Source organism: Pseudoalteromonas sp. UG3-2 (genome assembly GCF_037120705.1).
Taxonomy (GTDB): Bacteria; Pseudomonadota; Gammaproteobacteria; order Enterobacterales; family Alteromonadaceae; genus Pseudoalteromonas.
Genome location: NZ_JAWLJU010000002.1, coordinates 2,351,857 through 2,378,008, shown reverse-complemented (window position 1 = coordinate 2,378,008; position 26,152 = coordinate 2,351,857). Strand labels below are relative to the sequence as shown.

The following is a 26,152-nucleotide window of genomic DNA, read 5'->3' as shown; positions in this document are numbered from 1 at the left end:
AGAAGACGATGTTTGAATCCACTTTACTACAAGCACTTTCCGCTGCAGAAGCGAACTGGTGGTTAGTGCCTTTTACTCTGTTAGTTGGCGTACTCACCAGCTTTACGCCTTGTGTATACCCCATACTGCCCATCACTGTTGCGACCCTGAGCCAACAGCGCCATATTCGTCTGGCCCCAGTTTTGTATGCCCTAGGTTTTGCTACGGTGTACGCCGCCCTTGGATTTATTGCTGCGCTAACGGGTAGCTTCTTTGGTCAAGTCGCAACAAACCCTTGGGTGCTGCTAATTTTTGCCAATCTATTACTCTACTTTGCTGCGGTATCAAAAGGTTTAATCTCCCTACCACGCTTGCCAAATGCAATTGCAACAGGCTCATCAGCGCCACTGCTAATGGGCATGGCCAGTGCCCTTGTTGCGGCTCCTTGTACGTCTCCAGTACTTGGCGGCTTATTGCTATTTGTTGCTAATGCACAACAACCACTATTAGGAGCCGCCCTGCTATTTAGTTTTGCACTCGGTATGAGCACTTTAATGCTGATAGCGGGGCTTAGCACACGCTTTTTACATCAGTTACCAAAATCCGGGGCTTGGCTTAACCATATCACTACCGCAACCGCCCTTATTTTGGTTGCAATGGCGCAATATTTTCTTATTCAAGCTGGCAAAAGTTGGCTATAAAACGCAAAGGAACCACCATGAAAAATATCATTTTTTATTTAATTTTTATCTTACTCAGCACGGCACCTGCTGCACAGGACTACCCCGCACTAACCGCTAACACCCTGGCAAACAATACCGTAACTAGCCAAGGCAAGGTCACTTACTTAAAATTTTGGGCAACCTGGTGCGCTTACTGTGTAGAAGAAATGCCACTGCTTGAGCAAAGCTTTCAACAAGCCAATAACCATTATCAGGTTATCGCCGTCAACATTGGCTTCAACCAGTCAGAAAAAGGCGTGCAAGCTTACCTTGATAAACATAATTACCAGTTCCCTACGGTATTTGATGGAAATGGCAAGATAACCCAGCAGTTTCAAGTGCTAGGAACGCCGCAGCATATTCTAATTGATGAACACGGCAAAGAACTCTATCGCAGCGCATTGTTTACCGATGAGCTACAGCAACACCTGAGCGCATTGCAAGGAGCAAACTAATGTCACTAATCAAACTCATACTTCTACACATCGCAGTATTTCTCAGCTTGATTGCCCACGCCAACACGCAAGAGTATGTGTTTATTAATATTTGGGATGAGTATGTACAGCCTACAGCTCTGCCATTACCACTAGCGCCACGGAGATTGCTACAGCCTGATATAAATATTGATGAGGCAAGCTTAGCGCAGTTTAAAATGGCCTATCCAAGCTATGCTGAGCTAGCCATTGATAAACACAACCAGTTCATGCAACGGTTTGCAGTGAGGCAAACACCTGTTCGGATCATCGTTAAAGGCGGTAAGGTTATTAAACGAGAGGTGTTAACGACGACCAGTATACCAAAGCAAGAGAAACAAACACGGAGCCCGCTGCAAACACTCACCGGTAGAGCATTTTCAATAGCGAACATAGACAGTGAATACAGAGTCTTATTCTTCAGCGATAGCTTATGCCCATTTCAACATATCCCAGATTGTGAAATACGCATTAAGCAAAACAACCAACTTGTTGACTCGAGTAGGTATCCGGTCGTTACCCTGATCAAACCCTTTTATGTGGAAGAGCAAAACGCTCGAGACTATCAACGCCGCTTTAAGATAGAACACGATATTGTGTTCGATCACCACAACGAAGTATTTAGCCAGTTTGAGATTAGAGAGCTACCTTACTGGGTGGTACAAGACAAACACGGTGACGTTATTTATCGCGGTAATCAGCCACCCAGCATAGACTAGATCCTAATTCATCGTCCATTTACTCTGACAATAGACGCTGTAAGGGGCATCGATAAGCTCAGCAATAAAGCGCTTATCGATGCTGCTTTGCTGGCGTATTTGCAGCAACTGTTGCTGTAATAATTGGCTGTTTTCGAGTCCGGCTAATTTATCTGAAAAGCGCTTTTGCAGCGCTTCTTCTTTTAACATATCAGCCGCAACAACACCGTAAAGCAACAAAAGATGTGAATTGGTATGCGGATGTGCAGTAATGATCTCAAGCGCTTGTTGAGGCTCATTGTTTAGCAAGTGGATATACATTTGCGTGTAAAGCGCATAGGTCTCAACTTCTTGTAGCTGCAACGTTTGATAGTCTTGCATTGCCTCAGTCGTCAACTGCTTTGCCAATGCGAGCTTACCCGCTTTGATCCAGGTCCAACTAAGTAACAATTTAACATTGGCACGCGTCACCGCAGAAATATAGTCGCTGTTTAACAACATTTGATATTGCGAAATTGCACTTTGCAGAGCATTCGTATCACCCGTTTGCAGCGCAATATCCATATGCGCCATGCCAATCAGTAATTGCTGTTGCTCATGGCTTGGAATAAAGCGCGGTTCAACCTTGACGCGATTTAAATAGTCTAGTGCTTTTTCCCCCTGATGCAGCTGAATATAGTAAAACCCTAAGTAAGTGAGTATTTGCTTTTCTAAGTGGCGATAACCATGTTTTTGCGCCAAATCGAGGGCTCTTAATAAACTGGGTTCACTTTTAACCACAGGCACTAAGTAATTTTGTCCATAGGCAAACAGGGCTTTAATAAGATTCATGATCTGATTAGTCTGCTCATAATAAGTAATGGCTTGCGCGAGGACAGGTTTACTTTTCTCTAGATTCAGTAAGGTTTTCTCTGCAGGACCGGCCGCTGGTGGATTGGCGAGATAGAAACTCCGCTGCGCTTCACTGTAGGCAAAAGAGCGACTGCCTATCAAAGCATGCGCTGAGTTCATCGCGTGTTGATACTCATCCCAGCGTTGTAACACCCAAAAAGCATCGGCTTGGAGCTGATAGGCCATGGCAATTAACTCCACCTGCTGGCTTTGCTCTGCCGCCTCAAGCGCCAAAAGGGCTTGCTGCAATGCCCGTTGATGTAAGCCTTGAGCCTTGAAAAACTCACCATAATATAGGTGGTAACGAGTGCGAGCCGTGATTGTAGCCGTATTTAGAGAAAGCTGCTGGAATTGATGGCTAGCTGTATCAATCTTACCAAGCTGCCAACTAATTTGTGCCAGCTCTAGCTGGCTTTCAAGATGCTCTGGCATTTGTGCCACCGCCGCCTCAAAATATGCCTTGGCCAGTTGAGGTCCTTGTTCATTGAGTGCTTGAACACCGCGGTAATAATCATTCATTGCTAAATTTAATACGGACTTTTCATTCGTTTTATCGTTATCTCCTAGCGCTAATTGAGTAACGATCTGTGTCGCTATTGCTTCAAAGCTTTCATCTAGCTGTTCAACAATCAACTCTGTGTGTTTATCCCCATAAGCTACGCTGAGTATAAAGCGCTGTTGGATAGGCTTTAACGAAAGCGTAAGTTTGTTCACCGCATTATTATTTAAAAGCTCGGGATACTGACTGCGCGGTACTAACTGATAGCTGCTCTGTAAATACTCTCTTAATGCTGCTTCAAGGGCATAGCCCCACCAAGCATTGGCTTGCACACCCGTTGCATTCACCATGGGGGCGATCATTAAAGTTTCTTGTACCGCTTGTTCTTGGCTGGTAATCGCTGCCGAGCCTGATAATAGATGTAAGCTAGCTGCCACTCCCCCTAATGCGGTTGCAGCAACAATCAACATGGCTTTCACGGTTGTTGTAAGTCTGAATGAGGCAAGCGTGCGACTCTCAATGGGACAAATCCACTGATAACCCTGCTGTGGTATGGTTTTAATAAAAGTAGGGTGCTGAGCGTTGTCATTAAGGGCTTGTCTTAACTCGGTGATACTTTGTGTTAGTGCAGCTTCTCTAAACTCACCGTGTTGCCACAACGTATTTAGCAATGTTTCACGTGTAACAATCTGATTTGGATGGGTTAAAAAGTATTCAAGTAGCTGTGTTACTCTTGGTCGTAACGTTACTTTTTGCTCCTGGTAAAACAACCAAGATTTTGCTGTATCAAATTGAAATTGCTGGAAATATAACAAAGCGCTCCCTTTTCCTTTCGAGCTCGATCTCGTTATTAAGATGGCCTTATTATTATACCTGAACTAGCGACAGCGAAGAAAGTTGTTAGAGCCACTTCAAAGCGCATTAGGTATTGGCACTGAAAAGGCTGTCTAAGGTTAGTAGTCTCAGAAATAGGCTTAAGTTGAGCGACTATACTGGACTGGCGAAATTGCTGTACAATTAAGCACATTAAAGGTTAGTTATAGAGTCATCATGTTCACACAAGACACCATAGCAGCACAGGCCACCGCACCAGGTCGTGGTGGCGTGGGTATTATCCGCGTATCAGGTAGTAGAGCAAAATACGTTGCCGAGAAGATCCTAGGCAAATGCCCAAAAACGCGCTATGCCGAATATTTGCCATTCAAGACATTAGCTGGTGAGCAACTTGATCAAGGTATTGCACTGTATTTTCAAGGACCCAACTCCTTTACCGGTGAAGACGTTTTAGAACTACAAGGTCACGGCGGCCCGGTGGTACTCGACATGCTGCTCAAAGAAATTAGTCAGATTGAACAGGTGCGATTAGCCAAGCCTGGCGAGTTCTCTGAACGGGCTTTTATGAACGATAAGCTCGATCTCACTCAAGCAGAAGCCATCGCTGACTTAATTAATGCCACCAGTGAGCAAGCAGCCAAAAGTGCCCTCCACTCATTGCAAGGTGACTTCTCTAAACACATTAACGCGCTGGTGGAAAAGGTCATTCACTTACGCATGTATGTTGAAGCCGCAATCGACTTCCCCGATGAAGAAATTGATTTCTTATCTGACGGTAAAGTCGCCGGCGATCTCGGTGCCATCATCAGCCAGCTTAGTGAAGTACGTAAGCAAGCCAAACAAGGCAGCATTATGCGTGAAGGGATGCGCGTGGTGATTGCAGGGCGCCCTAATGCCGGTAAATCATCACTACTTAATGCCTTAGCTGGCCGTGAAGCGGCGATTGTCACTGATATTGCAGGCACTACTCGTGATGTACTCAGTGAACACATTCATATCGACGGTATGCCACTGCATATTATTGACACCGCAGGTCTGCGTGAAAGCCCTGATAAAGTTGAGCAAATCGGCATAGAGCGCGCCTGGGATGAAATCCGTGGTGCCGATCATGTGTTGTTTATGGTCGACGGCACAGAAACCGCAGAAACCGATCCAGCCAAGATCTGGCCAGACTTTATCGAGCAACTGCCGAGCGGAATGGACATTACGGTGATCCGCAATAAAGTCGATTTAAGCGGCGAAACGGTCGGTACCGATACCACCGCAGAGCATACTCTGATCCGCTTAAGCGCAAAAGACACGAAAGGCGTGGATATATTACGTGAGCACCTTAAAGCCTGTATTGGCTTCACTGGTGCTAGTGAAGGCGGCTTTATGGCACGACGTCGACACTTAGATGCATTAGAGCGCGCCGCTGAACACCTAGAGATAGGCCAAACCCAACTTGAAATGCATGTAGCCGGAGAGATCTTAGCGGAAGAACTGCGCCTTACCCAGCAATACCTTAATGAAATCACCGGTGAATTCACCTCCGATGATCTCTTAGGCAAGATATTTAGCTCGTTCTGTATCGGCAAATAACACCATAAAATGGGCCTTACTTGGCCCATGTCTTACTGCTAACAAAGCTTTTCTCGCTGCACTAGCCACCTGTTTTTGTTTCACACTCATCCCAACTTCGTTTGATGCTCTATGTGCTTCACAGGATTAACCCAACTGCGCTTGGCATAATGCTAAAACCCGACTGTTCGTTTCAGCATAATAGCAATTCCAAGCGCTAGGTTAGCTAATTTCACTGTTGATAATCATGCCCAATAGCGAATCACTGTGCTTATTTAGTATGCGTAAGCTGTGTAACTAGAGTCTCGACACGCTCGGCAGTGAAGAAAAAACCCTAATTTTTAGATTCTTTTGTTATATGGATCTAATGCTATAGATCTATAAATCAGGATCGAATAATCGCAGTTAGATCCTTATCCACAATCATCCATCCACACCCACCTAAGATATGATTGCAGTGCCCTAATTTCGATCGATTATTGCAAACAAAGTGCTTTTGATCACAACACTTAAACGCACCTATCCCAGAGATTATCCACAACTTTAGCACCGAGTTGCTCATTGGAATAATTTATTTAACACATATAAATCATAAACTTATATTAAAACCATTTATTTTGATGGATTAGTAACCTATCTTTTTTATCCAAAATGTTTCTCCGCCTCTTTACTTATACAAGTTACACGCTAAGATGGCGCGCATCTAAGAATGAGGTTAGGTCATCATGCAAGCGCTAGACATAATTGTTGGCAGCCAAATGGGATCCGCAGAGTATGTTGCAGAACAGCTGCAGGAGTCTCTGGAAGATCAAGGCTTTACAATAAATCTTCACGAACAGCCAGAGCTGAGTCATTGCCAACAAAAACTATGGCTGGTGGTCACATCCACTTATGGCGCAGGAGATTATCCCGATAACTTGCTGAACTTTGTTGCGGCGTTACAAGCCGCACCAGATCTAACCGGATTGCGTTTCGCAGTGGTTGGTATTGGCGATTCCAGCTACGATACCTTTAACCATGCCGCGAGCAATATTGCTTCTTTATTACAAGATAAAGGGGCCACTCAGCTCTTAGAGGTAATAAAGATAGATGTATTAGAGCCTGAACTGCCAGAAGATACCGCTTTAGCTTGGCTGCCAACGTTTGTTGATAGCACAGCTGAATAACGCGATCGGAGATACACATAAGTTATACACATATTTATGGTTTTTAAGATCTGAATGTGGATAACCCTTGATCTAGTTGCTGATCTAACCCTAGTTATCCATTGGATAAAAATCGATGAACAATGAGATGTGTATAACTAGGCAAGTTGATCAGAGGTTTAACCCCACTTGATCCGATCTAATTCACATCATTTGATCTAGATTAACCCTTTGGATCTAATGAGGAATATAAAAGTATTCACAGATCTAAGCTGCAGTAGTAGTAAGAATAATAAAGATCTTTAAAAGATCCTTATTTATATTAAAAGATCTCTTTTTTGCTTTGTACAAAGTTTAACCATTTCACTTCTGGTTAATTCTAGGTAGAATACGCATCCTTTCTAAATTTGCTCGGTTGTTTTAAGTAGGATCCCGTAAATGATTTATCATGAACATTTTGATGTCATCGTTGTTGGTGGTGGACACGCAGGCACTGAAGCAGCACTTGCTGCAGCTCGCATGGGTATGAACACCCTGTTGTTGACCCACAATATGGATACACTCGGCCAAATGTCGTGTAATCCAGCCATCGGTGGCATTGGTAAAGGCCATTTGGTAAAAGAAATTGATGCCCTTGGTGGCGCCATGGCCAAAGCGATTGATAAAGGTGGGATCCAATTTCGAACGCTAAATTCGTCTAAAGGCCCTGCGGTACGAGCTACTCGAGCGCAGGCGGATCGAACGCTCTACAAAGCAGCGATCCAAGACATTTTACAACAGCAAGAAAACCTTAAGATCTTCCAACAATCATGTGATGATCTTATTGTTGAAGGCGATCAAGTAAAAGGCGTAGTAACCCAAATGGGACTGCGTTTTAGCGCACCTTCGGTAGTACTCACTGTAGGCACCTTCTTAGGTGGTCAAATTCATATTGGTTTGGAAAACTTCAAAGGCGGTCGTGCTGGCGATCCTCCTTCCATTGCCTTGGCTGACCGACTAAGAGAAATGCCTTTTCGAGTGGATCGCCTAAAAACCGGTACACCACCGCGTATTGATGCCAGAACGGTAGACTTCTCTGTGATGCAAGAGCAGCCAGGTGATAATCCAACGCCGGTATTCTCGTTTATGGGAAAAACAGCAGATCACCCTACTCAGATCCCGTGTTACATCACTTATACTAATGAGCAAACTCACGACGTGATTCGTGAAAACCTGCATCGTTCACCTATGTATGCAGGTGTGATTGACGGTGTGGGGCCGCGCTATTGTCCATCGATTGAAGATAAGATTGTTCGTTTTGCCGATAAAGAAAAGCATCAGATCTTTGTTGAACCGGAAGGCTTAAATTCGTATGAGCTGTATCCGAATGGTATTTCCACCAGCTTACCATTTGATATCCAGCTAGAAATTGTGCGTTCGATCAAAGGTTTTGAAAATGCGCATATTTGTCGTCCTGGCTATGCCATTGAATACGACTTTTTTGACCCCAGAGATTTAAAACAATCGTTAGAAACTAAGTTTATTAACGGCTTATTCTTTGCTGGACAAATCAATGGTACTACTGGCTATGAAGAAGCTGGAGCTCAAGGCTTAATCGCAGGTACCAATGCCGCATTGCAAGTGCAAGGTAAAGAGGCCTGGACACCACGTCGTGATCAAGCTTATACCGGCGTATTGATTGACGATCTAGCAACGCTAGGTACAAAAGAACCGTACCGTATGTTTACTTCCCGTGCTGAGTACCGTTTATTACTGCGTGAAGACAATGCTGATCTTCGTCTTACTGAAAAAGGCCGTGAGTTAGGCCTTGTAGATGATGAACGCTGGGCTGCTTACAACCAAAAATTAGAGGTGATGGAACAAGAGACTCAACGTTTGCGTAGCACTTGGATCCACAAAGATCATCCAGCCCTTGAGCAAGTAAACGCGTTATTAAAATCGCCGTTGACCCGTGAAGCCAGTTTAGAAGATCTGATCCGTCGTCCAGAAGTGAATTATCATGATCTGATGGCCATTGAGGGCTTTGCAGCGGATTCGGATAATATTGCGGCACTGGAACAGGTTGAAGTTCAAACCAAATACGCAGGGTATATTGCCCGCCAACAAGATGAGATCAATAAACAACTTCGTCATGAAGAAACCCTGATCCCAGTCGAGTTTGATTATAGCCAAGTCAGTGGCCTATCTAATGAGGTGGTGGCAAAGCTAACGGACGCTAAACCACAAACAATTGGCCAAGCTTCACGTATTTCTGGTATCACCCCTGCTGCGATTTCGCTATTATTAGTGTATCTGAAAAAGCAAGGGCTATTGCGCAAGTCGGCGTAATAGCAGTGGAACGCTGTGTTACTAGAACAACTGAATTACTTATTAAGCAAAACAACCATTGAGCTGACGGAACAGCAGAAACAGCAGCTGGTTGATTATGTCCAGCTGCTGGACAAATGGAATAAGGCCTACAACCTAACCTCTGTGCGCGATCCCAAAGAAATGATGGTAAAACACATCATGGATTCACTGGTGGTGGCGCCACACTTAACTGGTAAAGAGTATATCGATGTTGGCACTGGCCCAGGCCTCCCTGGCATGGTGTTAGCAATCGCTCGACCGGACATCAATTTTATTTTGCTCGATAGCTTAGGCAAACGCATTCGTTTTTTAATGCAGGTAAAACATGGCCTTGGCATCGAAAATGTCACCCCAGTCCAGTCTCGAGTTGAAGAATATCAGCCAAGTGTTAAATTAGACGGAGTGCTAAGTCGCGCTTTTGCTTCCCTACAAGATATGATTGACTGGTGTTCGCACCTGATTGATAACCAAGGTGCCTTTTTAGCACTGAAAGGACAGTATCCTAGTGACGAGCTAGAGCAACTACCTAGCGGCATCAGTTTAGCGCAAGATATTAGTTTGGTAGTGCCTGAACTTGAAGGCGAGCGCCATTTAATCATTCTTTCTAAAGATTAATAGTCGAGGACATTGTGGCAAGAATCATTGCAATCGCAAACCAAAAAGGTGGTGTGGGCAAAACAACCACCGCGGTGAATTTAGCCGCGTCCATGGCGGCGACTAAACGTAAAGTGTTATTGATCGATCTCGATCCGCAAGGCAACGCTACCATGGGCAGTGGCGTTGATAAGTATGACGACGTAGCCACTATTTACGATCTCTTGATCGATGAAAAACCAATGGATGAGGTGATCTCTACTGAAACCAGTGGTGAGTATCACCTTATTGCTGCCAATGGTGACGTTACGGCCGCCGAAGTAAAGTTAATGGAACTGTTTGCCCGAGAAGTTAGGTTGCGAAACGCCCTTGAAGCAGTAAAAGATAAATACGAGTTTATTTTTATTGACTGCCCTCCTTCTTTGAACATGTTAACCGTTAATGCCATGGCGGCAGCCGATGCGGTATTAGTGCCGATGCAATGTGAGTATTATGCACTGGAAGGGTTAACCGCTTTAATGGACACCATTACTCAGTTAGGCAAACTGGTTAACCCAGGATTGCAAATTGAAGGCATTTTGCGCACTATGTATGACCCGCGCAACCGCCTGGCTAATGATGTTTCTGAACAGCTAAAGCAGCACTTCGGTGATAAAGTGTACCGCACCGTGATCCCCCGTAATGTGCGGTTGGCGGAAGCACCGAGCTTCGGTGCCCCTGCGATGTATTATGATAGAGCTTCCAGTGGCGCTAAAGCTTACCTTGCGTTAGCTGGAGAGATGCTAAGACGTAAAGAAAAAAAAGCAGCCGCTGTAGCGTAAGTTGCCAAAGAGGATAAGAAAAACATGTCGGTTAAAAAACGCGGTTTAGGCCGAGGATTGGACGCCCTATTGAGTTCTGCCAAACCTGACCCAACGACACCTAAAGCAGTTTCTGAGCAGCCTGAGCAAGATGCTGGCGCAACCCCAGCACCGACCCCAAGCACAACTAATACAGAACAAGAATTACAGCGCTTGGCGATTGAGTGGCTTAAGCCTGGTCGCTATCAGCCGCGTAAAGATATGTCAGAGCAAGCGCTCGAAGAGCTTGCTAGCTCCATTCGCTCGCAAGGCATTTTGCAGCCGATTGTGGTGCGCAAAGTTGCAGGGCAAAGTTATGAAATCATTGCTGGTGAAAGACGCTGGCGTGCTGCGCAATTAGCAAAACAAGAGTCGGTTCCTTGTATTATCAAGGATGTACCGGATGAAGCCGCTGTTGCCATTGCGCTTATCGAAAATATTCAGCGTGAAGATCTCAATGCCATGGAAGAAGCCATCGCATTAGACCGTTTACTTAATGAGTTTGAGCTTACTCACCAACAAGTGGCAGATGCCGTAGGCAAGTCTCGCACCACAGTGACCAACCTGTTGCGCCTCAATAATCTTAACGATGATGTTAAAATATTGTTGGAGCATGGCGACATTGAGATGGGCCATGCCCGTTGTTTGCTAGCCCTTACTGGTGAGCCGCAATCAGAAGCCGCGCGTACCGCGGTAGCGAAAGGCCTAACGGTGCGTGAAACAGAAAAGCTAGTGCGCAGTATTTTAGAGCCGGTGGCGAAAAAAGAACCCAAAGCAAAAGACCCAGATGTGCAGTTGTTAGAGCAACAATTGCAAGAAAACCTAGGCGCCAAAGTGGAAATCAACTATAACCAAAAAGGCAAAGGTAAGTTGGTGATTTCTTATGCAAACCTTGACGAGCTCGATGGTATTTTAGGGCGCATTAATGCCGAAATGAACGGCTCGCCAGAGTAATCTTACTAAGGTGATGTTGTGATGACATCACCCTCTTCTCTTTCCCAACTCTGGGTAAATATGCAGTTAATTTGATTTTATATTTTTTCTTGCGGTCACAGCTCGGAACGCTCTTCGACTATGGTATTGGGTGGGGTAAAAATCCTGTCTAAAAAGGGTCACATTTCTTGCCGTCAAGTTGCAAAATCAGTAGAAACAAGTATAATTTCGCCAGTTTTCATACCCTGATAAAATTTAACGTCATTAAGGTTAATATAAAGTGACTCATTCGTTAGCTCAGCCATATCGCCGAGCCGCATTAAAAGGTGTTTTCATTCAGGGTATCGTAGCATTAGTCGCTGCAGTAATCGTTTTTGTAGGTTGGGGAGTACAAGCCGGAGTTTCAGCATTAGCTGGCGGAATGGTATTGGTACTCCCTAATTTTGTATTTGCCGCTTATGCGTTTCGGTTTATGGGCGCGAGCAAGGCAAATCAAGTGTATTCCTCGATAAAACGAGGAAACGGATTAAAATTTTTACTAACTGTTGTGCTATTTGCACTGTTTTTTAAGCACTTTTCGGTAGTTATGTGGCCTTTTTTTGGCACTTACTTGCTGGTGATGCTGACACAATGGTTAGTCCTGATTTTTTTTAATCATTAACTTTTGGGATAAAACATGGCTGCAGAAGAAGTTACTCTATCGAGCCATATTCAGCACCACTTGACCAATGCCAAGATGTGCTCGACCGACACCGGTCTTGCCTTCAACAAAGCATGTGCGGACAGTGGTTTCTGGACATGGCATATAGATACCCTCGCATGGTCAATCGGTTTAGGTCTTATTTTCTTATGGATCTTCCGAAGTGCCGCTAATAAATCCACTACCGGCGTTCCTGGTAAATTCCAGTGCTTTATTGAGATGATTGTTGAGCTCGTTGCTAGCAACGTACGCGACACTTATCACGGTAACAGCAAGCTAATCGCGCCGTTGGCCCTAACGATTTTCGTTTGGGTGTTCTTAATGAACTTGATGGACTTGGTACCAGTAGATTTCCTACCTGCTTTCGCCGGCTTCGTTGGTGAGCAAGCGTTTGGTATGGACCCACACGATGTCTACATGAAAATCGTACCAACCACAGACGTGAACATGACTGCAGCGCTTGCGCTGGGTGTGTTTATTTTGATGATCGGTTACTCAATCCGCATCAAAGGCGTTGGTGGTTTCATCGCAGAATTAACACTTCATCCATTTAGCTCGAAAAATAAACTAATGATGTTAGTGTTGATCCCGTGTAACTTGATACTTGAAACAATTGCTTTGGTTGCTAAGCCATTCTCGCTAGCACTGCGTTTGTTCGGTAACTTGTACGCTGGTGAGATGATTTTCATCTTGATCGGTGCAGTTGGACTAATGCAATTACCACTGCACTTTGTGTGGGCCGTATTCCACATCATGGTAATCGTATTGCAAGCATTTGTATTTATGATGCTTACCATTGTATACCTCAGCATGGCCAGCTCGAAAGGCCACTAATAAGCTGAATAATAAAGATTTTTTATACTTAAACTTTAACTTTAATTTACTATTAAAACTTTGGAGATAAAAATGGAAATCGCAGTTGCTATTAAACTTATCGCTGTTGCACTACTAATCGGTTTTGGTGCTATCGGTACTGCACTAGGCTTCGGTAACATGGGTGGTAAGTTCCTAGAAGCATGTGCTCGTCAGCCTGAGCTTGCGCCTCAACTACAAGTTAAAATGTTCATCCTAGCTGGTCTTATCGATGCCGTAGCAATGATCGGTGTAGGTATCGCTATGTACATGTTGTTCGCTCTTTAATTTTTTAGAAAATACCTGAAACGAACAACTGTCAAGTAAGGAGGAGCGGTCGTGAACTTAAACGCCACTCTAATAGGTGAATTAATCGCATTTGTGGTCTTCGTATGGTTCTGTATGAAGTTCGTATGGCCACCACTAAATGGTGCGATTGAAGCTCGCCAGAAAAAAATTGAAGATGGTTTAGCTGCCTCTGACAAAGCTGAAAAAGACCTTGAGCTTGCGCGCGAAAAAGCGCAAGAGCAGCTTAAAGAAGCAAAAGCACAGGCTAGCGAAATCATCGAACAAGCTAAGAAGCGTGCTGCGCTAATTGTTGACGAAGAGACAACTCGTGGTCAGCAAGAGCGTGAAAAAATCATTGCTCAGGGACACTCTGAAATTGAGTCTGAGCGCAACCGTGTGAAAGAAGAACTACGTACTCAAGTAGCGGCACTTTCTATCGCTGGCGCTGAGAAGATTTTAGAGCGTGAAATCAATCAAGCCACACACAGTGACATCGTTGAAAAACTTGTCGCTGAGCTTTAAGTAGGAGGGTCTGAGCATGTCTGAATTGACTACTATCGCTCGCCCATACGCTAAAGCGGCTTTTGAACTTGCCGTTGATAAAGGCACAGTTGAAGCTTGGAATGATATGCTGTTCTTCGCCGGTCAAGTGACCAGCGATGAACAGGTTAAGACGCTACTAGGTAGCATTGCTACTGAAGCTGAGCAGTCTGAAGTCATCATCAAGCTATGTGCTGAGCAACTCAATGAGCAAGGTCAAAATCTTATCAAGCTGATGGCCGAAAATGAGCGTTTAGCCGCCATTCCAGCTGTTGCAGAATTGTTTGCTGAATTAAAAGCAGACTATGAAAAAGAAATCGAAGTAGATGTGGTTTCAGCAACAGCGCTTGCCGATGACGCGCAAGCAAAATTGGTCGCGGCACTTGAGAAACGTTTCGCACGCAAAGTTAAGCTGAATTGTAGCATCGACGAAGCTATCGTAAGTGGTCTAGTAATTAAAGCTGGCGACACCGTTATTGACGGTTCTGTGCGCGGCAAGCTAGAACGTCTTACTACGTCGCTACAATCGTAATTGGGAAAAAGAGCATGCAACTTAATTCCACAGAAATTTCTGCACTGATCAAGCAACGCATTGAACAGTTTGAAGTTGTAAGTGAAGCGCGTAACGAAGGTACTATCGTATCTGTTACCGACGGTATCATCCGCATCCACGGTCTAGCTGACTGTATGCAAGGTGAGATGATCGAGCTTCCTGGCAACCGTTATGCTATTGCATTGAACCTTGAGCGTGACTCAGTAGGTGCAGTAGTTATGGGTCCATACGCAGACCTTAAAGAAGGCGTAAAAGTTAAATCTACTGGTCGTATCCTTGAAGTACCTGTTGGTAACGGTCTACTTGGTCGTGTTGTTAACACTCTAGGTGCACCAATCGATGGTAAAGGCGCTATCGATAACGATGGCTTCGAAGCAGTAGAGAAAATCGCACCTGGCGTAATCGAGCGTCAATCAGTAGATGAGCCAGTACAAACTGGTTATAAATCTATCGATGCGATGATCCCAGTTGGTCGTGGTCAGCGTGAGCTAGTTATCGGTGACCGTCAGACTGGTAAAACAGCATTAGCAATCGATGCCATCATCAACCAAAAAGACACAGGCGTTAAGTGTGTGTACGTAGCGGTTGGTCAGAAAGCATCTACGATTGCTAACGTAGTACGTAAACTAGAAGAGCACGGTGCCCTTGAAAACACTATCGTAGTAGTGGCTTCAGCATCAGAATCTGCAGCGCTACAATACCTAGCGCCGTTCTCTGGTTGTACTATGGGTGAATACTTCCGTGACCGCGGTGAAGACGCACTAATCGTATATGATGATTTGTCTAAGCAAGCTGTTGCTTACCGTCAAATCTCACTACTACTTAAGCGTCCACCAGGCCGTGAAGCATACCCAGGTGACGTATTCTATCTTCACTCACGTCTTCTAGAGCGTGCATCACGTGTAAACGCTGAGTACGTTGAGAAGTTCACAAACGGTGAAGTGAAAGGTAAAACAGGTTCATTGACGGCATTGCCAATCATTGAAACTCAAGGTGGTGACGTTTCTGCATTCGTACCTACCAACGTTATCTCAATCACTGATGGTCAGATCTTCCTAGAAACTGACTTGTTCAACTCAGGTATCCGTCCAGCTGTTAACGCTGGTATCTCGGTATCTCGTGTAGGTGGTGCAGCGCAAACGAAAATCGTTAAGAAACTAGGTGGTGGTATCCGTCTAGCGCTAGCTCAGTATCGTGAACTTGCGGCGTTCTCGCAGTTTGCTTCTGACCTTGACGATGCAACACGTGCACAGCTTGAACACGGTGAGCGTGTAACAGAGCTAATGAAGCAGAAACAGTACGCACCAATGTCTGTTGCTGAAATGTCAGTATCGCTATTCGCAGTAGAAAAAGGCTTCTTGAAAGACGTTGAAGTAGACAAACTTCTAGACTTCGAAGCAAGCCTAATCGCATTTGCGAAAAGCGAGTACGCAGAGCTAATGGCTCAAATCAATGAAACTGGTAACTACAACGCCGAGATCGAAGCGCAGCTTAAAGAGCTTCTTGAGAAGTTCAAATCTACGCAAACTTGGTAATGTGTTATTAAGGTGAGTAGCACTGTTACTCACCGAGATTCGGAGAGAGAGTCATGGCCAGCGGAAAAGAGATAAAAAGCAAGATCGGGAGTATCAAGAATACTCAGAAGATCACCAGCGCAATGGAGATGGTTGCCGCTTCAAAAATGAAGAAGGCACAAGAACGCGTCGCGTCAAGTCGTCCATACGCTGAAAACTTACGCAAAGTGATCGGTCGTGTTGCTCAGGCTAATCTTGACTTCCACCATCCGTTCCTTGAGGAACGCGAAGTGAAGCGAGTTGGTTACATTGTTATCTCTACCGATCGCGGTCTTTGTGGCGGCTTGAACTCAAACGAGTTTAAGAAGGTAGTAAAAGACGTGAAAGCGTGGAAAGAAAAAGGTGTTGAAGCATCGTTTGCAGCACTAGGCAGTAAATCAGCTGCTTTCTTTAAGCGTTTTGGCGGTGAGCTAGAAGCCAAAAAGTCGGGGTTGGGAGATACGCCTTCAGTTCAGGACGTAATTGGTCCTGTAAAAGTAATGCTAGATGCATTCTCTGAAGGCAAAATTGACCGCTTATTCGTTGTGTACAACAACTTTGTTAACACAATGAAGCAAGAGCCTGTTATCGATCAGTTATTACCTTTGCCAAAAGCTGAAGAAGAAGTATCAGCTCACGCTTGGGATTACTTATATGAGCCAAGCCCAGAGGCAATTTTAGAGACACTTATTGTGCGCTTTATTGAGTCTCAGGTTTACCAAGGTGTAGTTGAGAATGCTGCCTCTGAACAAGCCGCCCGTATGGTTGCGATGAAAGCCGCAACAGATAATGCAGGCGACTTAATTGATGGGCTACAGCTGGTATACAACAAGGCGCGTCAGGCGGCAATCACACAAGAAATCAGTGAGATTGTTTCTGGTTCGGCGGCCGTGTAACGCTTCGGCAAAGTTTAATAAGAGGAATAGACATGAGTTTAGGTAAGGTCGTCCAAATTATCGGCGCCGTTGTGGACATCGAGTTTCCACAAGACAACGTGCCAGCCGTATATGACGCACTAAAAGTTACAGATGGCGACTTAGCTGGTTTGACACTAGAAGTGCAACAGCAGCTAGGTGGCGGTGTGGTACGTGGTATCGCACTAGGTAGTACTGACGGTTTACGCCGTGGTACTTCAGTAGAAGGTACTGCTGAGCCAATTAAGGTTCCAGTAGGTACTAAAACACTTGGTCGTATCATGAACGTACTGGGTGACGCGATTGATGAAGCGGGCCCTATCGGTGAAGAAGAGCGTTGGTCTATTCACCGTGCAGCACCAAGCTACGAAGATCAGAGCAGCTCAGTTGAGCTTTTAGAGACTGGTATCAAGGTTATCGACCTTGTATGTCCATTCGCTAAAGGTGGTAAAGTTGGTCTATTCGGTGGTGCGGGTGTAGGTAAAACCGTAAACATGATGGAGCTTATCCGTAACATCGCAATCGAGCACAGCGGTTACTCAGTATTCGCAGGTGTTGGTGAGCGTACTCGTGAGGGTAATGACTTCTACCACGAAATGAACGACTCAAACGTACTAGATAAAGTATCGCTAGTATACGGTCAGATGAACGAGCCACCGGGTAACCGACTACGTGTTGCACTAACTGGTCTTACAATGGCTGAGAAGTTCCGTGACGAAGGTCGTGACGTACTGTTTTTCGTAGATAACATCTACCGTTATACCCTAGCAGGTACTGAGGTATCAGCACTTCTAGGTCGTATGCCTTCAGCAGTAGGTTACCAGCCTACACTAGCTGAAGAAATGGGTGTACTACAGGAGCGTATCGCGTCAACTAAGACTGGTTCAATCACTTCAATCCAAGCAGTATATGTACCTGCGGATGACTTGACTGACCCGTCACCAGCAACCACGTTCGCGCACTTGGATGCAACGGTAGTACTTAACCGTGACATCGCAGCCCTAGGTATCTACCCAGCGGTTGATCCACTTGATTCAACGTCTCGTCAGCTTGACCCACAAGTAATTGGTCAAGAGCACTATGACACTGCACGTGGTGTTCAAACAGTTCTTCAGCGTTATAAAGAGCTTAAAGACATCATTGCAATCCTAGGTATGGACGAGCTATCTGACGAAGATAAGCAAGTTGTATCTCGTGCACGTAAAATCCAGCGTTTCCTATCGCAGCCGTTCTTCGTTGCTGAGGTATTCACAGGTGCACCTGGTAAATACGTTTCACTGAAAGACACTATTTCTGGCTTCAAAGGCATCTTAAACGGTGAATTCGATGACATGCCAGAGCAGGCTTTCTACATGGTTGGCTCAATCGACGAAGCAGTTGAAAAAGCCAAAAACATGTAATTAGGGGGTTGTTATGGCAATGACAGTACATCTTGACGTAGTAAGCGCTGAAGAGAATCTATTCTCTGGTGACGTAACTGCGATTCAAGTGACCGGTAGCGAAGGTGAACTTGGTATTCACCCTGGCCACGCGCCACTACTGACTGGCCTAAAACCTGGTATGGTTCGTTTGGTTGCAACAGATGGCACTGAAGATGTTATCTACGTTGCCGGCGGCACGCTTGAAGTTCAACCACAAACAGTAACAGTCCTAGCGGACGTTGCTATGCGTGCTGAAGAACTTGATGAGCAAGCTGCTGAAGAAGCCAAGCGTGAAGCGCATGCGCAAATGGCTGCAGGTTCTGCAGACGAGTTGGATTACCAGCGCGCTGCTGTTCAACTAGAAGAAGCGCTTGCACAGCTACGCGTTATTCGCCAGCTGCGCAAATAGCCAACCACCTATCTGGTTATAAAAAACCCACACTGAAGAGTGTGGGTTTTTTTATGGTCATGTAAGAATAGTCAGCACGGACTTTGATGCCGGTTATATTTATTGGCTGTCACTTGCTGGTACTTTTTCATTAAATTTTTTATTTCTTTAGTGTGAAAGAGTGTTTTTTGTGCGTTATTTGGTACAAATGTAACTATTTTTTTATGTAATTGTAATAAGTAGTTGTTTTCAATGTGTCATTATATAAAATTAAGGAATTAATTATAATTATATTGCGCTCATCATGAATGAAGTTAATTTTTCCAGAAAGGTAAAAGAAGTTATATTTGGTGCATGGACACTAGATCCACGACGCCAATGCATATCTGATGGGGAAGTTGAGCGCGAATTAGAGCCTCTTTTATTCAATATTCTTTGTTATTTGGCCATAAATTGTGACCAGATTATTACGAGGCAAGATCTTGTTGATGATGTTTGGAGACAGAATTTTGTTGATGATAATGCCATTAACAGAGCGATATCTGAACTTCGTAAGGTTCTAAAATCCGATCGACAGAAAGGGGCTATAGTAAAAACACATTACCGGAAAGGCTATAGCTTTTTTGTCGAGCCTATAGTTATATATCACGAAGAGGCGGAGTATCCTCAACCTCAAAAGCAAGGGAAAGTTTCAGGGATACAACCTGAGGTAAACGATAAACGCAAAAAAAGCCCACTTATTTTTATTTCTATTATTATATTTACACTTACCTTTCTAGTAGGAGGGTATTTTTACTCTTTGCCACATGAAGTTAGTAAGAGTAGCACGCTTGAATTGAGCAAAAAAAAATACGAGGAACAAGCCCTGTCTTGGATGGATGGTCAGTATAATATATTACTATTGTCACCAGACAAAAATTATGCAGCTTTCTCTTTTATTCCTGAAGATCAAGATAAAAGCTATCTGGTAGTTAAGGATTTAAGGGATGGTAAAGAGCAACGGTTGGGTGAAGAGAAGTTTCATTTTTTTCCAATGGGCTGGGCGTCAGACAGCTCGTCTTTGTTTTACCGAGTGGTAGATATTAAAAATAAAAGTTGCAAGGTATGGAAGATTAGCCGCGATTTTACTTCAGCTAACCGACCTCTATTTGATTGCGAACTACGTATGACATTTGGGGCTGGCGTAGGTGAAAACTCTTTTATTTATACAAAAAATAATTACCGAAACAGAGATGAGTTGTCGGCACTGGTGAACAGAAACTTAGCGACAGGTGAAGAGTTTCAGATTACTTCTCCAAATATTAACTCACATGGGGATCATTTTCTTCACTACTCCGAATCTCTTGATAGTGTGTTTTTTGAGCGTCGCCAGCCTGGGTTTTCAGAACTTTATATGACAGAATCTGAAGGAGGTAACTTAGTAAAGCTTTACGAGTCTAAGAACAGGATATGGTCTGTTAATTATGATAGTGCTCGTAATACACTTATCTGGATGCAGCCATTTGAAAAGAAAATTTATGAGTATTCTTTAAAATCAAAAAAGTTAGTTAAAAAAATTCAAGCCCTAGGGGATAGCCGCTACTCGAGTTATCAGTCGATAGACTGGAAAAATATGCTCGTCGTTGGGTATCCATATTTACATCAGTTAAATCAGCTAAACCTTAAAAGTTTGCAGTTTAACCAGTTGAACAAAGAGGTTGCATATCATAGATCATCTTCACCGAAGGAAAATGGCTACTTTACGGTTGCAGTTAAAAACGGTAAGGCGACATTGTTCGAACTGGACGAAAGTGGTTCTATTGTTGATTCCCGCCTAACAAGTGAAGAGCTTTTTGATGTTGAAGCTCGCAGAGACTACCAAGAGGTATTGCTGAAATTTGAAAATCGACTTGAGATATATGACTCGAATAAATGGCGCTTATTGGACACAATCCAAACTACAGGGCGAGTGATATCGGCTGATTTTTTACAAAATGGTGATATTGGTTATGTATCAGTGGAAAGGTCGAAAAATAAAGCATATATCTATTCAAGGGAAAGCAAGCTGATCTCAACCTTGCCTATGCAGGATGTGCTGTGGCTTTCTTCAATTAACAAAGACTTATATGTTTCTTTGTCAACGAAAGACAAAGTTGAAATTTTTGATCGCAAACTTGGTGAGTCAATTATAGAAGTTGCCCTGCCGAAAGCGTTCAGCCAGCATAAACTTACAGTAGCTGGAGATCAAATATACCACACCGATGGATATAATATTTATCAAATTGACTATCAGACAGACGACAGCGCGAAGTTATTATTTACCTTACCGGGACAAGGGAGAATTAAGGATATTGAATTTAATAGGGGAAAGCTATTAGTCGATATAATTAAGCCCATTAATAATCACCTATTTAAGCTTAAATATAAAGGCTCTCCCAACAATTGATGTGTGAAACCATAGCCTTGTTGCCAGTTAGTCACCTTTTTAGGGCTTTAGCTTGTATCGTAACTCCGAATAATAATAGAAGCCCAGCGAGCAGCATTCGCTTGCTCAGCAGTAAGACTTTGCATGATAAAAACCGAGAAAATAACTGTGCGATCCGGCATTCTAAGCAGCAACTATTCTTATTCAACCGCTTGTATTAATAACTTGAGAGGGGACGCTTCTAGTGGCCCCATATTCGGTTTCTCGTTGGTATAAGTCCAAAGCCACTCAGTTGCAAGTTTTTATATCTGCACACTATCTAAGATGTGTAAATCCAACCATTCAAAATGTTCGATGTAAACACTCTGAATTGGTTTACCAAGCTGGATATACAGCTGCGTTACTTTCTTTTTCAGCTCAACTCGTTAATACCAATACGCATTTATACTGGCTCAATTTGAGGGAACAGATTCGACGCTAACTGCGTTAAAATTTTCTTCTTAAGAACAATTAAATAGCAAAATTTTCGCCTTGCCTACATGGAGGATGATGAGATGAACACCTCGAGTGCAAACGACGTCGTAATGCGTCATTATTGATTTGACTATTCAATATAAATCACAAAAGGTCTTCAGATGAAAGTATGTCTAATAGGAATAGATTTAGCAAAGAATACTTACAGGTTTGTGGCGTAAATCAGGCTGGAAAGTGTGTCTTTAATAAAGAAAGCGTTGAAGCGAAATAAATTATTTACCTTCTTACTGGAATATCCAGATGCCGTCATAGCTAGGGAAGCGTGCTCTGGTTCAAACTACTGGGGACGTGAATTGGAAAAGCTAGACTTTGCAGTCAGACTTATACCACCAATCCATGTAAAAGCTTTTGTGAAAGGCAATAAAAATGACAGAAATGATGCGTTTACTGTTACAGAAGCCGCTGTTAGGCCGAATATGTATTTCGTTAAGTCAAGAAGTCTAGAACAAACAGAGGCTTCTTGGCTCCATAAAGTAAGAGCTCGTTGATGATTCTAAAGTTTGGCTTCTGCTTTGACTTTTTGCGCAATGCAAAAGGTGAGTCATGGAATCGTGAATCGGCTTCTCGAATATATGTAGAACCTCTGTATTCGCTCGAAAGATGATTTTGCAAGCGGGTTCCTTGTCTTGACTTGCTTGTAGTTTCACTAACTAATTTAGCAATAATACCTAAAGACGCTGTCGGCTAGGTACTGAATATGTTTATGGTTGCTAAGGGTTCTTGTTCACACTTTGCTTGTGGCTTCTGTTTGCTCTTTTGTCATTCAAGATCTCAATAATTGGATTATCTTCTATTAGTAAAGGTTGCGGTTTGACTAAAGCAGAACTGTGTTTCTTAAAATTATACAGACAGTAATTATTATTAGGAGGGTATCGCTTCCGAATGTTTTTTAAAATCTTTTAAATCATGTAGTTAAAGGAGGTTTCTTATCTTAAAAATAAGCTTTGATAATTACTACTGTTTAAGCAAGTTAGCTATTGTTATTAGGCACTCAGGTGATTCATCAATCAAGGGTGCTGTACTACAAGATAACTACAAAATTAGGAAATTAAGCATGTTATTAACACTAAAAAAGAAGCAATTAAAAAAACTATCAAACAGCAAAGGTTTAGAGCTACAACATACACGTAAAGTTGCAGGGGGAGAAGATTTAGCGTCTAACCAATTGCCTGATGCAAAGGAGCGAATCACGCATGACTATACAAGCTACACAACAGGTTAATTAATCAACACTCGCAAATATAAGAACTAAATAGCAACTAGAGGTAAAGTGATCATGTTACTTACACTAAAAAAGAAACAATTAAAAAAGCTATCAAACACTAAAGGAGTAGAGCTACAACATACACGTAAAATTGCAGGAGGAGACTTAGCGCCTACCCAAATACCAGATGTAAAGCCGCTTATCACACATGACTATACAAGCTATACAACTGGTTAGCCTAAACAGGTTTTATCCTTTCACTTTAACTTTTGCTTGCTCACGGCTAGAAAAGGTGACAAATGCCCATGAGCTTAATTGGGTGACAAGGTGGTTTTGTGTGAGTGGTTAGTTATTTTAGATATTTAGGAGATTGTATTGAGTTCCATTAGTTTGGCACCTTTATTGCTGTTATCAACAGCGAATATGACAGGGAATATTAAGATCACAAAGCCTTCAGAAGTCTTTTATTACTTCCAAGAAGCTGCTTTAGTTGTTGAGCTTCCAGTTAAGCCAGGAGAGCGGGTAGAGAAAGGGCAAACACTCTTGAAGTACCGCTCGAGTAAAGAGCAGCAAACAAAAAGTATGAGTGCACAAGAATCTGGCTATGTGGAATTTATTATTACGGATAGTGTTAATGCTAATGAAAGTATACAAGCTGGGTCTTTGGCCTCTATTGTGTCTAGCTCTGAGGTTTTAGCGATTGTTGGCTTTTCCGGCTCGCAATATGAGAGAGCGAAAATTGCCGATTCATTATGGCTCTGCTTAGACAGTGAAGCACTTGAGTTAACAGTGACAGGAAGCACAGGCAAGCAGCTGCTGACTACATTTGAGCTACCATCCTACAATAATAAAATATTAGAGATAGAGCCAAAAAAAGAAATAAATTTACACTTTGATAAGTCAAGTTGCTTGTCTTTGGTTAGATAATCGCCTGACTCGAAACAAAGTAGTCACTATCTTGAGAGCCAATTACTTTGATCAGCAACCTTCGCAGATGGTACCTTGATAATGCTAGGTACCATCAAATATATTAGTGCAACTACCAAGTGGTACTGACGATATAAGTACCAAGCGGCTTGGATATAATCACACTGGCAATATTGTTGAGCTAGTACAAAATATTTAGCTCAAGCATAAACTGACAGCCACTGATTGAAAAACAGTTAACTGTCAGCTTTAGTTTTAACTAGTAGACACCAAAGCCTCGTCTTCATAATAGGTTAGACTTAATAGTTATCACCCTGGGTCAGTTGTAAAAGAGTTTACTTTTCAAACTCTTGCTCTGCCATAACGGAAATGAGTTGAGTTATTGCAGCATTTACACTTTGATTATCTTCCCAATCTAGGCTGTGCCAATCAATTTCCGTGTTAAGCGTTGAAACATCTTTAAATAGCAGAGTTTTAAGCACGTTGACCGATGGAATTTCCTTGATACTAAGTTGCCGTTTTTTATTTCTGTTAGGTTTGGGGCCTATGAGTTGTTGCTCAATGGTTTTTCCGATCTGCTTTCTGTCAGAAAGGTTAAGTTGGCTTTTGTTATGTTCTAATTTATATTCATTTTCAACCTTAAGTACTACCTTCTTGACGCTTAAAAAAGAGTGAGACAGGCCTTGTTCATATGCATTAATGACCTCAGGGTATCGAGTGAGGACATTATAGTTATCATAAGCTCCCATAGAAATTCCCAAATTCTTGGCTTTATCCCTTACTGTTAGCTTTTTGTCTCCTACCTTCAATCGAGCTTGATCTAAGGCTTCAATCTCTCTCATTGCAGATAAAAACGCTTGTAACTTGCCATACTGTGGCAAGTCCTCTCTACTAGCGTTTTCCTGAAACTGCTTAACTTTAGATAAAAGCGGTTTTTTTTCATAAACTTTGAATTGCGCTACATGCCCAAAGCCGTATGCGAAAACAAGAGCGAAGAAGCGCCTGTGGCCCGTTAATATTTTATATTTTCCATCTTCATCTGGGTAAACTGTAGGAGCTTGAATCATCTCAGACACTGCAATATTTTCACCCAGCTCAACGATCGATTCAATTGTAGTGTTAGCTTTTTTCCACTCTGGGCTGCCATATTTTAAACAGTTAATTATGCATGATTTACCTATCAGGACATGATCTTCCGCTTGATATATTTTACTCAATTGCTTTTTAGAAATATTACGGGTTACAAACTGTTTGGCGTGCTCATCTTCCATAAAGATACAAGGCATAAACCTAGCGTTTGAGGGGTCGGGTACAACCGAGCTGAGAAATAGCGACTGATATTCGTAGGTCTCGGAGTGAAACAGTTCTTTGTTATTCACATTCGATAATATGAGTTGTTCTAATTTTTCGGACATTTTAATTATGCTCAATTAAATAGATTACAAAATAGGTACAACAAGAGCAGCCGATTGCTGTCTTCGTAACACCCTTGAAGCTTGTAAGAACGGCTCCGCGCAAGCAAGCACTACAGGCCTCAAAGTTGTAAGATAATTTCAGTTTATGTCTCATTGTAACAAAGCACTTTTGGTTAAGCCAATACCTAATTCTCTCCGCCCTAAAGGCCAACATGAAAGAGCTGTTACCATTTTGCTTACGATACTATTGGACGTGCGGCTGTTTTACTGTGATTAAAAGTAATATATTAAGATAAGGTTATTTTTTAAGTCTTTGATTTTGTTGTTTATGTTTTATTTTTTCCTTCCTTTAGGTTCAGATTTCTTTGATATCAATTAGCACCCTGATTAAGAACACGGGCGTTGAATGGATTGTTATAATTATGTGATGTATAGAGGGGTTGTAGGCTCAGAGTTAGTTTGCGTCTTAAAGTAGCTGGTAATAATGACAATTGTTATTTTGATAGAATTAAATATTGTTTTATTTATCCTTTTAATTCATGTGTTTATTTGTTTCTTTAACGTGCATTAAATAACATTTCATAATTACCACAAGTCACAACTTAACTGTAATATTGTTGGTGTCGAAATGGTGAAGCTCTTTACAACAAAGCTTTATTTCTTGTCGTTATGTTAATAGTTGAGGTGTGGTCGAAATGCTCCGCAATACTGAAGAAAAACAATACGTAAAACTCTACAATAAAACAAAGGGACGTAGCATGCCAATTACGAAGTCACTATCCAGCAAAGAGTTACAGCTTATTAAGTGGGCGTATGAGCAAGGCTATTCACGAGGTAAAGTTGATGCTTTGGATGGTGTATTTTTACAGTCTCAGGCTGTTGACCTGCAGCTTGAAATGGATTTGGAACAATTAAGCCAACAGCTCAACTGATACTAAGTGGG

24 protein-coding genes and 1 pseudogene are annotated in these 26,152 nt (G+C 42.9%); 23 read left to right on the top strand and 2 right to left on the bottom strand.

Going from position 1 to position 26,152, the window contains the following annotated elements:
• The first annotated feature begins 8 nt into the window (after positions 1-8).
• The 3 genes from R3P39_RS13605 to R3P39_RS13595 are packed head-to-tail and all read left to right on the top strand — an operon-like array spanning position 9 to position 1,893.
• Entirely contained in the window at positions 9-680 is a 672-nt protein-coding gene (locus R3P39_RS13605; protein ID WP_336568112.1) for a cytochrome c biogenesis protein CcdA, read from the top strand.
• A 17-nt stretch (positions 681-697) separates the two neighbouring features.
• A complete protein-coding gene (locus tag R3P39_RS13600) occupies positions 698-1,156 on the top strand; it encodes a TlpA family protein disulfide reductase (protein WP_336568111.1) in 459 nt (152 codons plus the stop codon).
• The gene (locus R3P39_RS13595) at positions 1,156-1,893 is read left to right on the top strand and encodes a TlpA family protein disulfide reductase (protein ID WP_336568110.1); all 738 of its coding nucleotides are present in this window, start codon (positions 1,156-1,158) and stop codon (positions 1,891-1,893) included. The genes R3P39_RS13600 and R3P39_RS13595 overlap by 1 nt, the downstream gene beginning before the upstream one ends.
• 3 nt (positions 1,894-1,896) lie before the next feature.
• Here the strand turns inward: R3P39_RS13595 and R3P39_RS13590 are convergent, their stop codons facing one another.
• A complete protein-coding gene (locus tag R3P39_RS13590; protein ID WP_336568109.1) occupies positions 1,897-4,077 on the bottom strand; it encodes a winged helix-turn-helix domain-containing protein in 2,181 nt (726 codons plus the stop codon).
• A 235-nt stretch (positions 4,078-4,312) separates the two neighbouring features.
• On the opposite strand from R3P39_RS13590, the gene mnmE reads away from it, so the two are divergent.
• The 19 genes and pseudogenes from mnmE (at position 4,313) to R3P39_RS13495 (ending at position 23,794) form a co-directional block, all read left to right on the top strand.
• Positions 4,313-5,677 (top strand): tRNA uridine-5-carboxymethylaminomethyl(34) synthesis GTPase MnmE, encoded by a 1,365-nt coding sequence (mnmE, locus tag R3P39_RS13585; protein ID WP_336568107.1) that lies wholly within the window; start codon positions 4,313-4,315, stop codon positions 5,675-5,677.
• A 704-nt stretch (positions 5,678-6,381) separates the two neighbouring features.
• Positions 6,382-6,822 carry an FMN-binding protein MioC gene (gene mioC / locus R3P39_RS13580; RefSeq protein WP_336568106.1) on the top strand — a complete coding sequence of 147 codons (441 nt, stop codon included), beginning with the start codon at positions 6,382-6,384 and terminating at the stop codon, positions 6,820-6,822.
• Positions 6,823-7,239: 417 nt separating this feature from the next.
• Entirely contained in the window at positions 7,240-9,129 is a 1,890-nt protein-coding gene (gene mnmG, locus R3P39_RS13575; protein WP_336568105.1) for a tRNA uridine-5-carboxymethylaminomethyl(34) synthesis enzyme MnmG, read from the top strand.
• Positions 9,130-9,144: 15 nt separating this feature from the next.
• The gene (gene rsmG / locus R3P39_RS13570) at positions 9,145-9,765 is read left to right on the top strand and encodes a 16S rRNA (guanine(527)-N(7))-methyltransferase RsmG (protein ID WP_336568104.1); all 621 of its coding nucleotides are present in this window, start codon (positions 9,145-9,147) and stop codon (positions 9,763-9,765) included.
• Positions 9,766-9,779: 14 nt separating this feature from the next.
• A complete protein-coding gene (locus R3P39_RS13565) occupies positions 9,780-10,565 on the top strand; it encodes a ParA family protein (RefSeq protein WP_336568102.1) in 786 nt (261 codons plus the stop codon).
• A gap of 24 nt (positions 10,566-10,589) precedes the next feature.
• Entirely contained in the window at positions 10,590-11,537 is a 948-nt protein-coding gene (locus tag R3P39_RS13560; protein WP_336568100.1) for a ParB/RepB/Spo0J family partition protein, read from the top strand.
• A gap of 259 nt (positions 11,538-11,796) precedes the next feature.
• Complete coding sequence (locus tag R3P39_RS13555; protein WP_336568098.1) at positions 11,797-12,177, top strand: ATP synthase subunit I; 381 nt, start codon at positions 11,797-11,799, stop codon at positions 12,175-12,177.
• 15 nt (positions 12,178-12,192) lie between these two features.
• On the top strand, positions 12,193-13,050 hold the full coding sequence (gene atpB / locus R3P39_RS13550) for a F0F1 ATP synthase subunit A (protein ID WP_336568097.1): 858 nt from the start codon (positions 12,193-12,195) through the stop codon (positions 13,048-13,050).
• A 72-nt stretch (positions 13,051-13,122) separates the two neighbouring features.
• Positions 13,123-13,356 (top strand): F0F1 ATP synthase subunit C, encoded by a 234-nt coding sequence (gene atpE / locus R3P39_RS13545; RefSeq protein ID WP_008222392.1) that lies wholly within the window; start codon positions 13,123-13,125, stop codon positions 13,354-13,356.
• A gap of 51 nt (positions 13,357-13,407) precedes the next feature.
• Positions 13,408-13,878: a F0F1 ATP synthase subunit B gene (gene atpF / locus R3P39_RS13540; protein WP_336568091.1), complete on the top strand. Its 471-nt coding sequence runs from the start codon at positions 13,408-13,410 to the stop codon at positions 13,876-13,878.
• Positions 13,879-13,894: 16 nt separating this feature from the next.
• Positions 13,895-14,428 (top strand): F0F1 ATP synthase subunit delta, encoded by a 534-nt coding sequence (gene atpH, locus R3P39_RS13535; RefSeq protein WP_336568090.1) that lies wholly within the window; start codon positions 13,895-13,897, stop codon positions 14,426-14,428.
• A 14-nt stretch (positions 14,429-14,442) separates the two neighbouring features.
• Positions 14,443-15,984, top strand: coding sequence for a F0F1 ATP synthase subunit alpha (atpA, locus tag R3P39_RS13530; RefSeq protein WP_336568089.1), 1,542 nt, complete (start codon positions 14,443-14,445; stop codon positions 15,982-15,984).
• Between the two features lie 53 nt (positions 15,985-16,037).
• Positions 16,038-16,898 (top strand): F0F1 ATP synthase subunit gamma, encoded by an 861-nt coding sequence (gene atpG / locus R3P39_RS13525; RefSeq protein WP_336568088.1) that lies wholly within the window; start codon positions 16,038-16,040, stop codon positions 16,896-16,898.
• A gap of 32 nt (positions 16,899-16,930) precedes the next feature.
• Positions 16,931-18,316, top strand: a complete 1,386-nt coding sequence (gene atpD / locus R3P39_RS13520) for a F0F1 ATP synthase subunit beta (RefSeq protein ID WP_336568086.1) — start codon at positions 16,931-16,933, stop codon at positions 18,314-18,316.
• 13 nt (positions 18,317-18,329) lie between these two features.
• Entirely contained in the window at positions 18,330-18,746 is a 417-nt protein-coding gene (locus R3P39_RS13515; RefSeq protein ID WP_336568085.1) for a F0F1 ATP synthase subunit epsilon, read from the top strand.
• Between the two features lie 283 nt (positions 18,747-19,029).
• Positions 19,030-21,150 carry a winged helix-turn-helix domain-containing protein gene (locus R3P39_RS13510; RefSeq protein WP_336568084.1) on the top strand — a complete coding sequence of 707 codons (2,121 nt, stop codon included), beginning with the start codon at positions 19,030-19,032 and terminating at the stop codon, positions 21,148-21,150.
• A gap of 614 nt (positions 21,151-21,764) precedes the next feature.
• A pseudogene (locus R3P39_RS13505) lies at positions 21,765-22,148 on the top strand (IS110 family transposase); the annotation flags it as partial.
• A gap of 569 nt (positions 22,149-22,717) precedes the next feature.
• Entirely contained in the window at positions 22,718-22,885 is a 168-nt protein-coding gene (locus tag R3P39_RS13500; RefSeq protein WP_336568083.1) for a hypothetical protein, read from the top strand.
• 357 nt (positions 22,886-23,242) lie between these two features.
• Positions 23,243-23,794: a hypothetical protein gene (locus tag R3P39_RS13495; protein WP_336568082.1), complete on the top strand. Its 552-nt coding sequence runs from the start codon at positions 23,243-23,245 to the stop codon at positions 23,792-23,794.
• A 335-nt stretch (positions 23,795-24,129) separates the two neighbouring features.
• Here R3P39_RS13495 and R3P39_RS13490 read toward each other — a convergent pair whose 3' ends face one another.
• Entirely contained in the window at positions 24,130-25,209 is a 1,080-nt protein-coding gene (locus R3P39_RS13490) for a hypothetical protein (protein ID WP_336568081.1), read from the bottom strand.
• A 758-nt stretch (positions 25,210-25,967) separates the two neighbouring features.
• Here R3P39_RS13490 and R3P39_RS13485 point away from each other — a divergent pair.
• Positions 25,968-26,141 (top strand): hypothetical protein, encoded by a 174-nt coding sequence (locus R3P39_RS13485; RefSeq protein WP_336568079.1) that lies wholly within the window; start codon positions 25,968-25,970, stop codon positions 26,139-26,141.
• Positions 26,142-26,152: the final 11 nt, after the last annotated feature.

Excerpts from the sequence above, each read along its gene's own strand:
- mnmE (WP_336568107.1), top strand. The coding sequence starts at position 4,313 with ATGTTCACACAAGACACCATAGCAGCACAGGCCACCGCACCAGGTCGT.
- R3P39_RS13595 (WP_336568110.1), top strand. The coding sequence starts at position 1,156 with ATGTCACTAATCAAACTCATACTTCTACACATCGCAGTATTTCTCAGC.
- R3P39_RS13500 (WP_336568083.1), top strand. The coding sequence starts at position 22,718 with ATGTTATTAACACTAAAAAAGAAGCAATTAAAAAAACTATCAAACAGC.
- atpG (WP_336568088.1), top strand. The coding sequence starts at position 16,038 with ATGGCCAGCGGAAAAGAGATAAAAAGCAAGATCGGGAGTATCAAGAAT.
- mnmG (WP_336568105.1), top strand. The coding sequence starts at position 7,240 with ATGATTTATCATGAACATTTTGATGTCATCGTTGTTGGTGGTGGACAC.
- R3P39_RS13515 (WP_336568085.1), top strand. The coding sequence starts at position 18,330 with ATGGCAATGACAGTACATCTTGACGTAGTAAGCGCTGAAGAGAATCTA.
- atpH (WP_336568090.1), top strand. The coding sequence starts at position 13,895 with ATGTCTGAATTGACTACTATCGCTCGCCCATACGCTAAAGCGGCTTTT.
- R3P39_RS13560 (WP_336568100.1), top strand. The coding sequence starts at position 10,590 with ATGTCGGTTAAAAAACGCGGTTTAGGCCGAGGATTGGACGCCCTATTG.
- atpE (WP_008222392.1), top strand. The coding sequence starts at position 13,123 with ATGGAAATCGCAGTTGCTATTAAACTTATCGCTGTTGCACTACTAATC.
- mioC (WP_336568106.1), top strand. The coding sequence starts at position 6,382 with ATGCAAGCGCTAGACATAATTGTTGGCAGCCAAATGGGATCCGCAGAG.
- R3P39_RS13510 (WP_336568084.1), top strand. The coding sequence starts at position 19,030 with ATGAATGAAGTTAATTTTTCCAGAAAGGTAAAAGAAGTTATATTTGGT.
- R3P39_RS13600 (WP_336568111.1), top strand. The coding sequence starts at position 698 with ATGAAAAATATCATTTTTTATTTAATTTTTATCTTACTCAGCACGGCA.
- atpB (WP_336568097.1), top strand. The coding sequence starts at position 12,193 with ATGGCTGCAGAAGAAGTTACTCTATCGAGCCATATTCAGCACCACTTG.
- atpA (WP_336568089.1), top strand. The coding sequence starts at position 14,443 with ATGCAACTTAATTCCACAGAAATTTCTGCACTGATCAAGCAACGCATT.
- R3P39_RS13485 (WP_336568079.1), top strand. The coding sequence starts at position 25,968 with ATGCCAATTACGAAGTCACTATCCAGCAAAGAGTTACAGCTTATTAAG.
- R3P39_RS13605 (WP_336568112.1), top strand. The coding sequence starts at position 9 with ATGTTTGAATCCACTTTACTACAAGCACTTTCCGCTGCAGAAGCGAAC.
- atpD (WP_336568086.1), top strand. The coding sequence starts at position 16,931 with ATGAGTTTAGGTAAGGTCGTCCAAATTATCGGCGCCGTTGTGGACATC.
- R3P39_RS13490 (WP_336568081.1), bottom strand. The coding sequence starts at position 25,209 with ATGTCCGAAAAATTAGAACAACTCATATTATCGAATGTGAATAACAAA.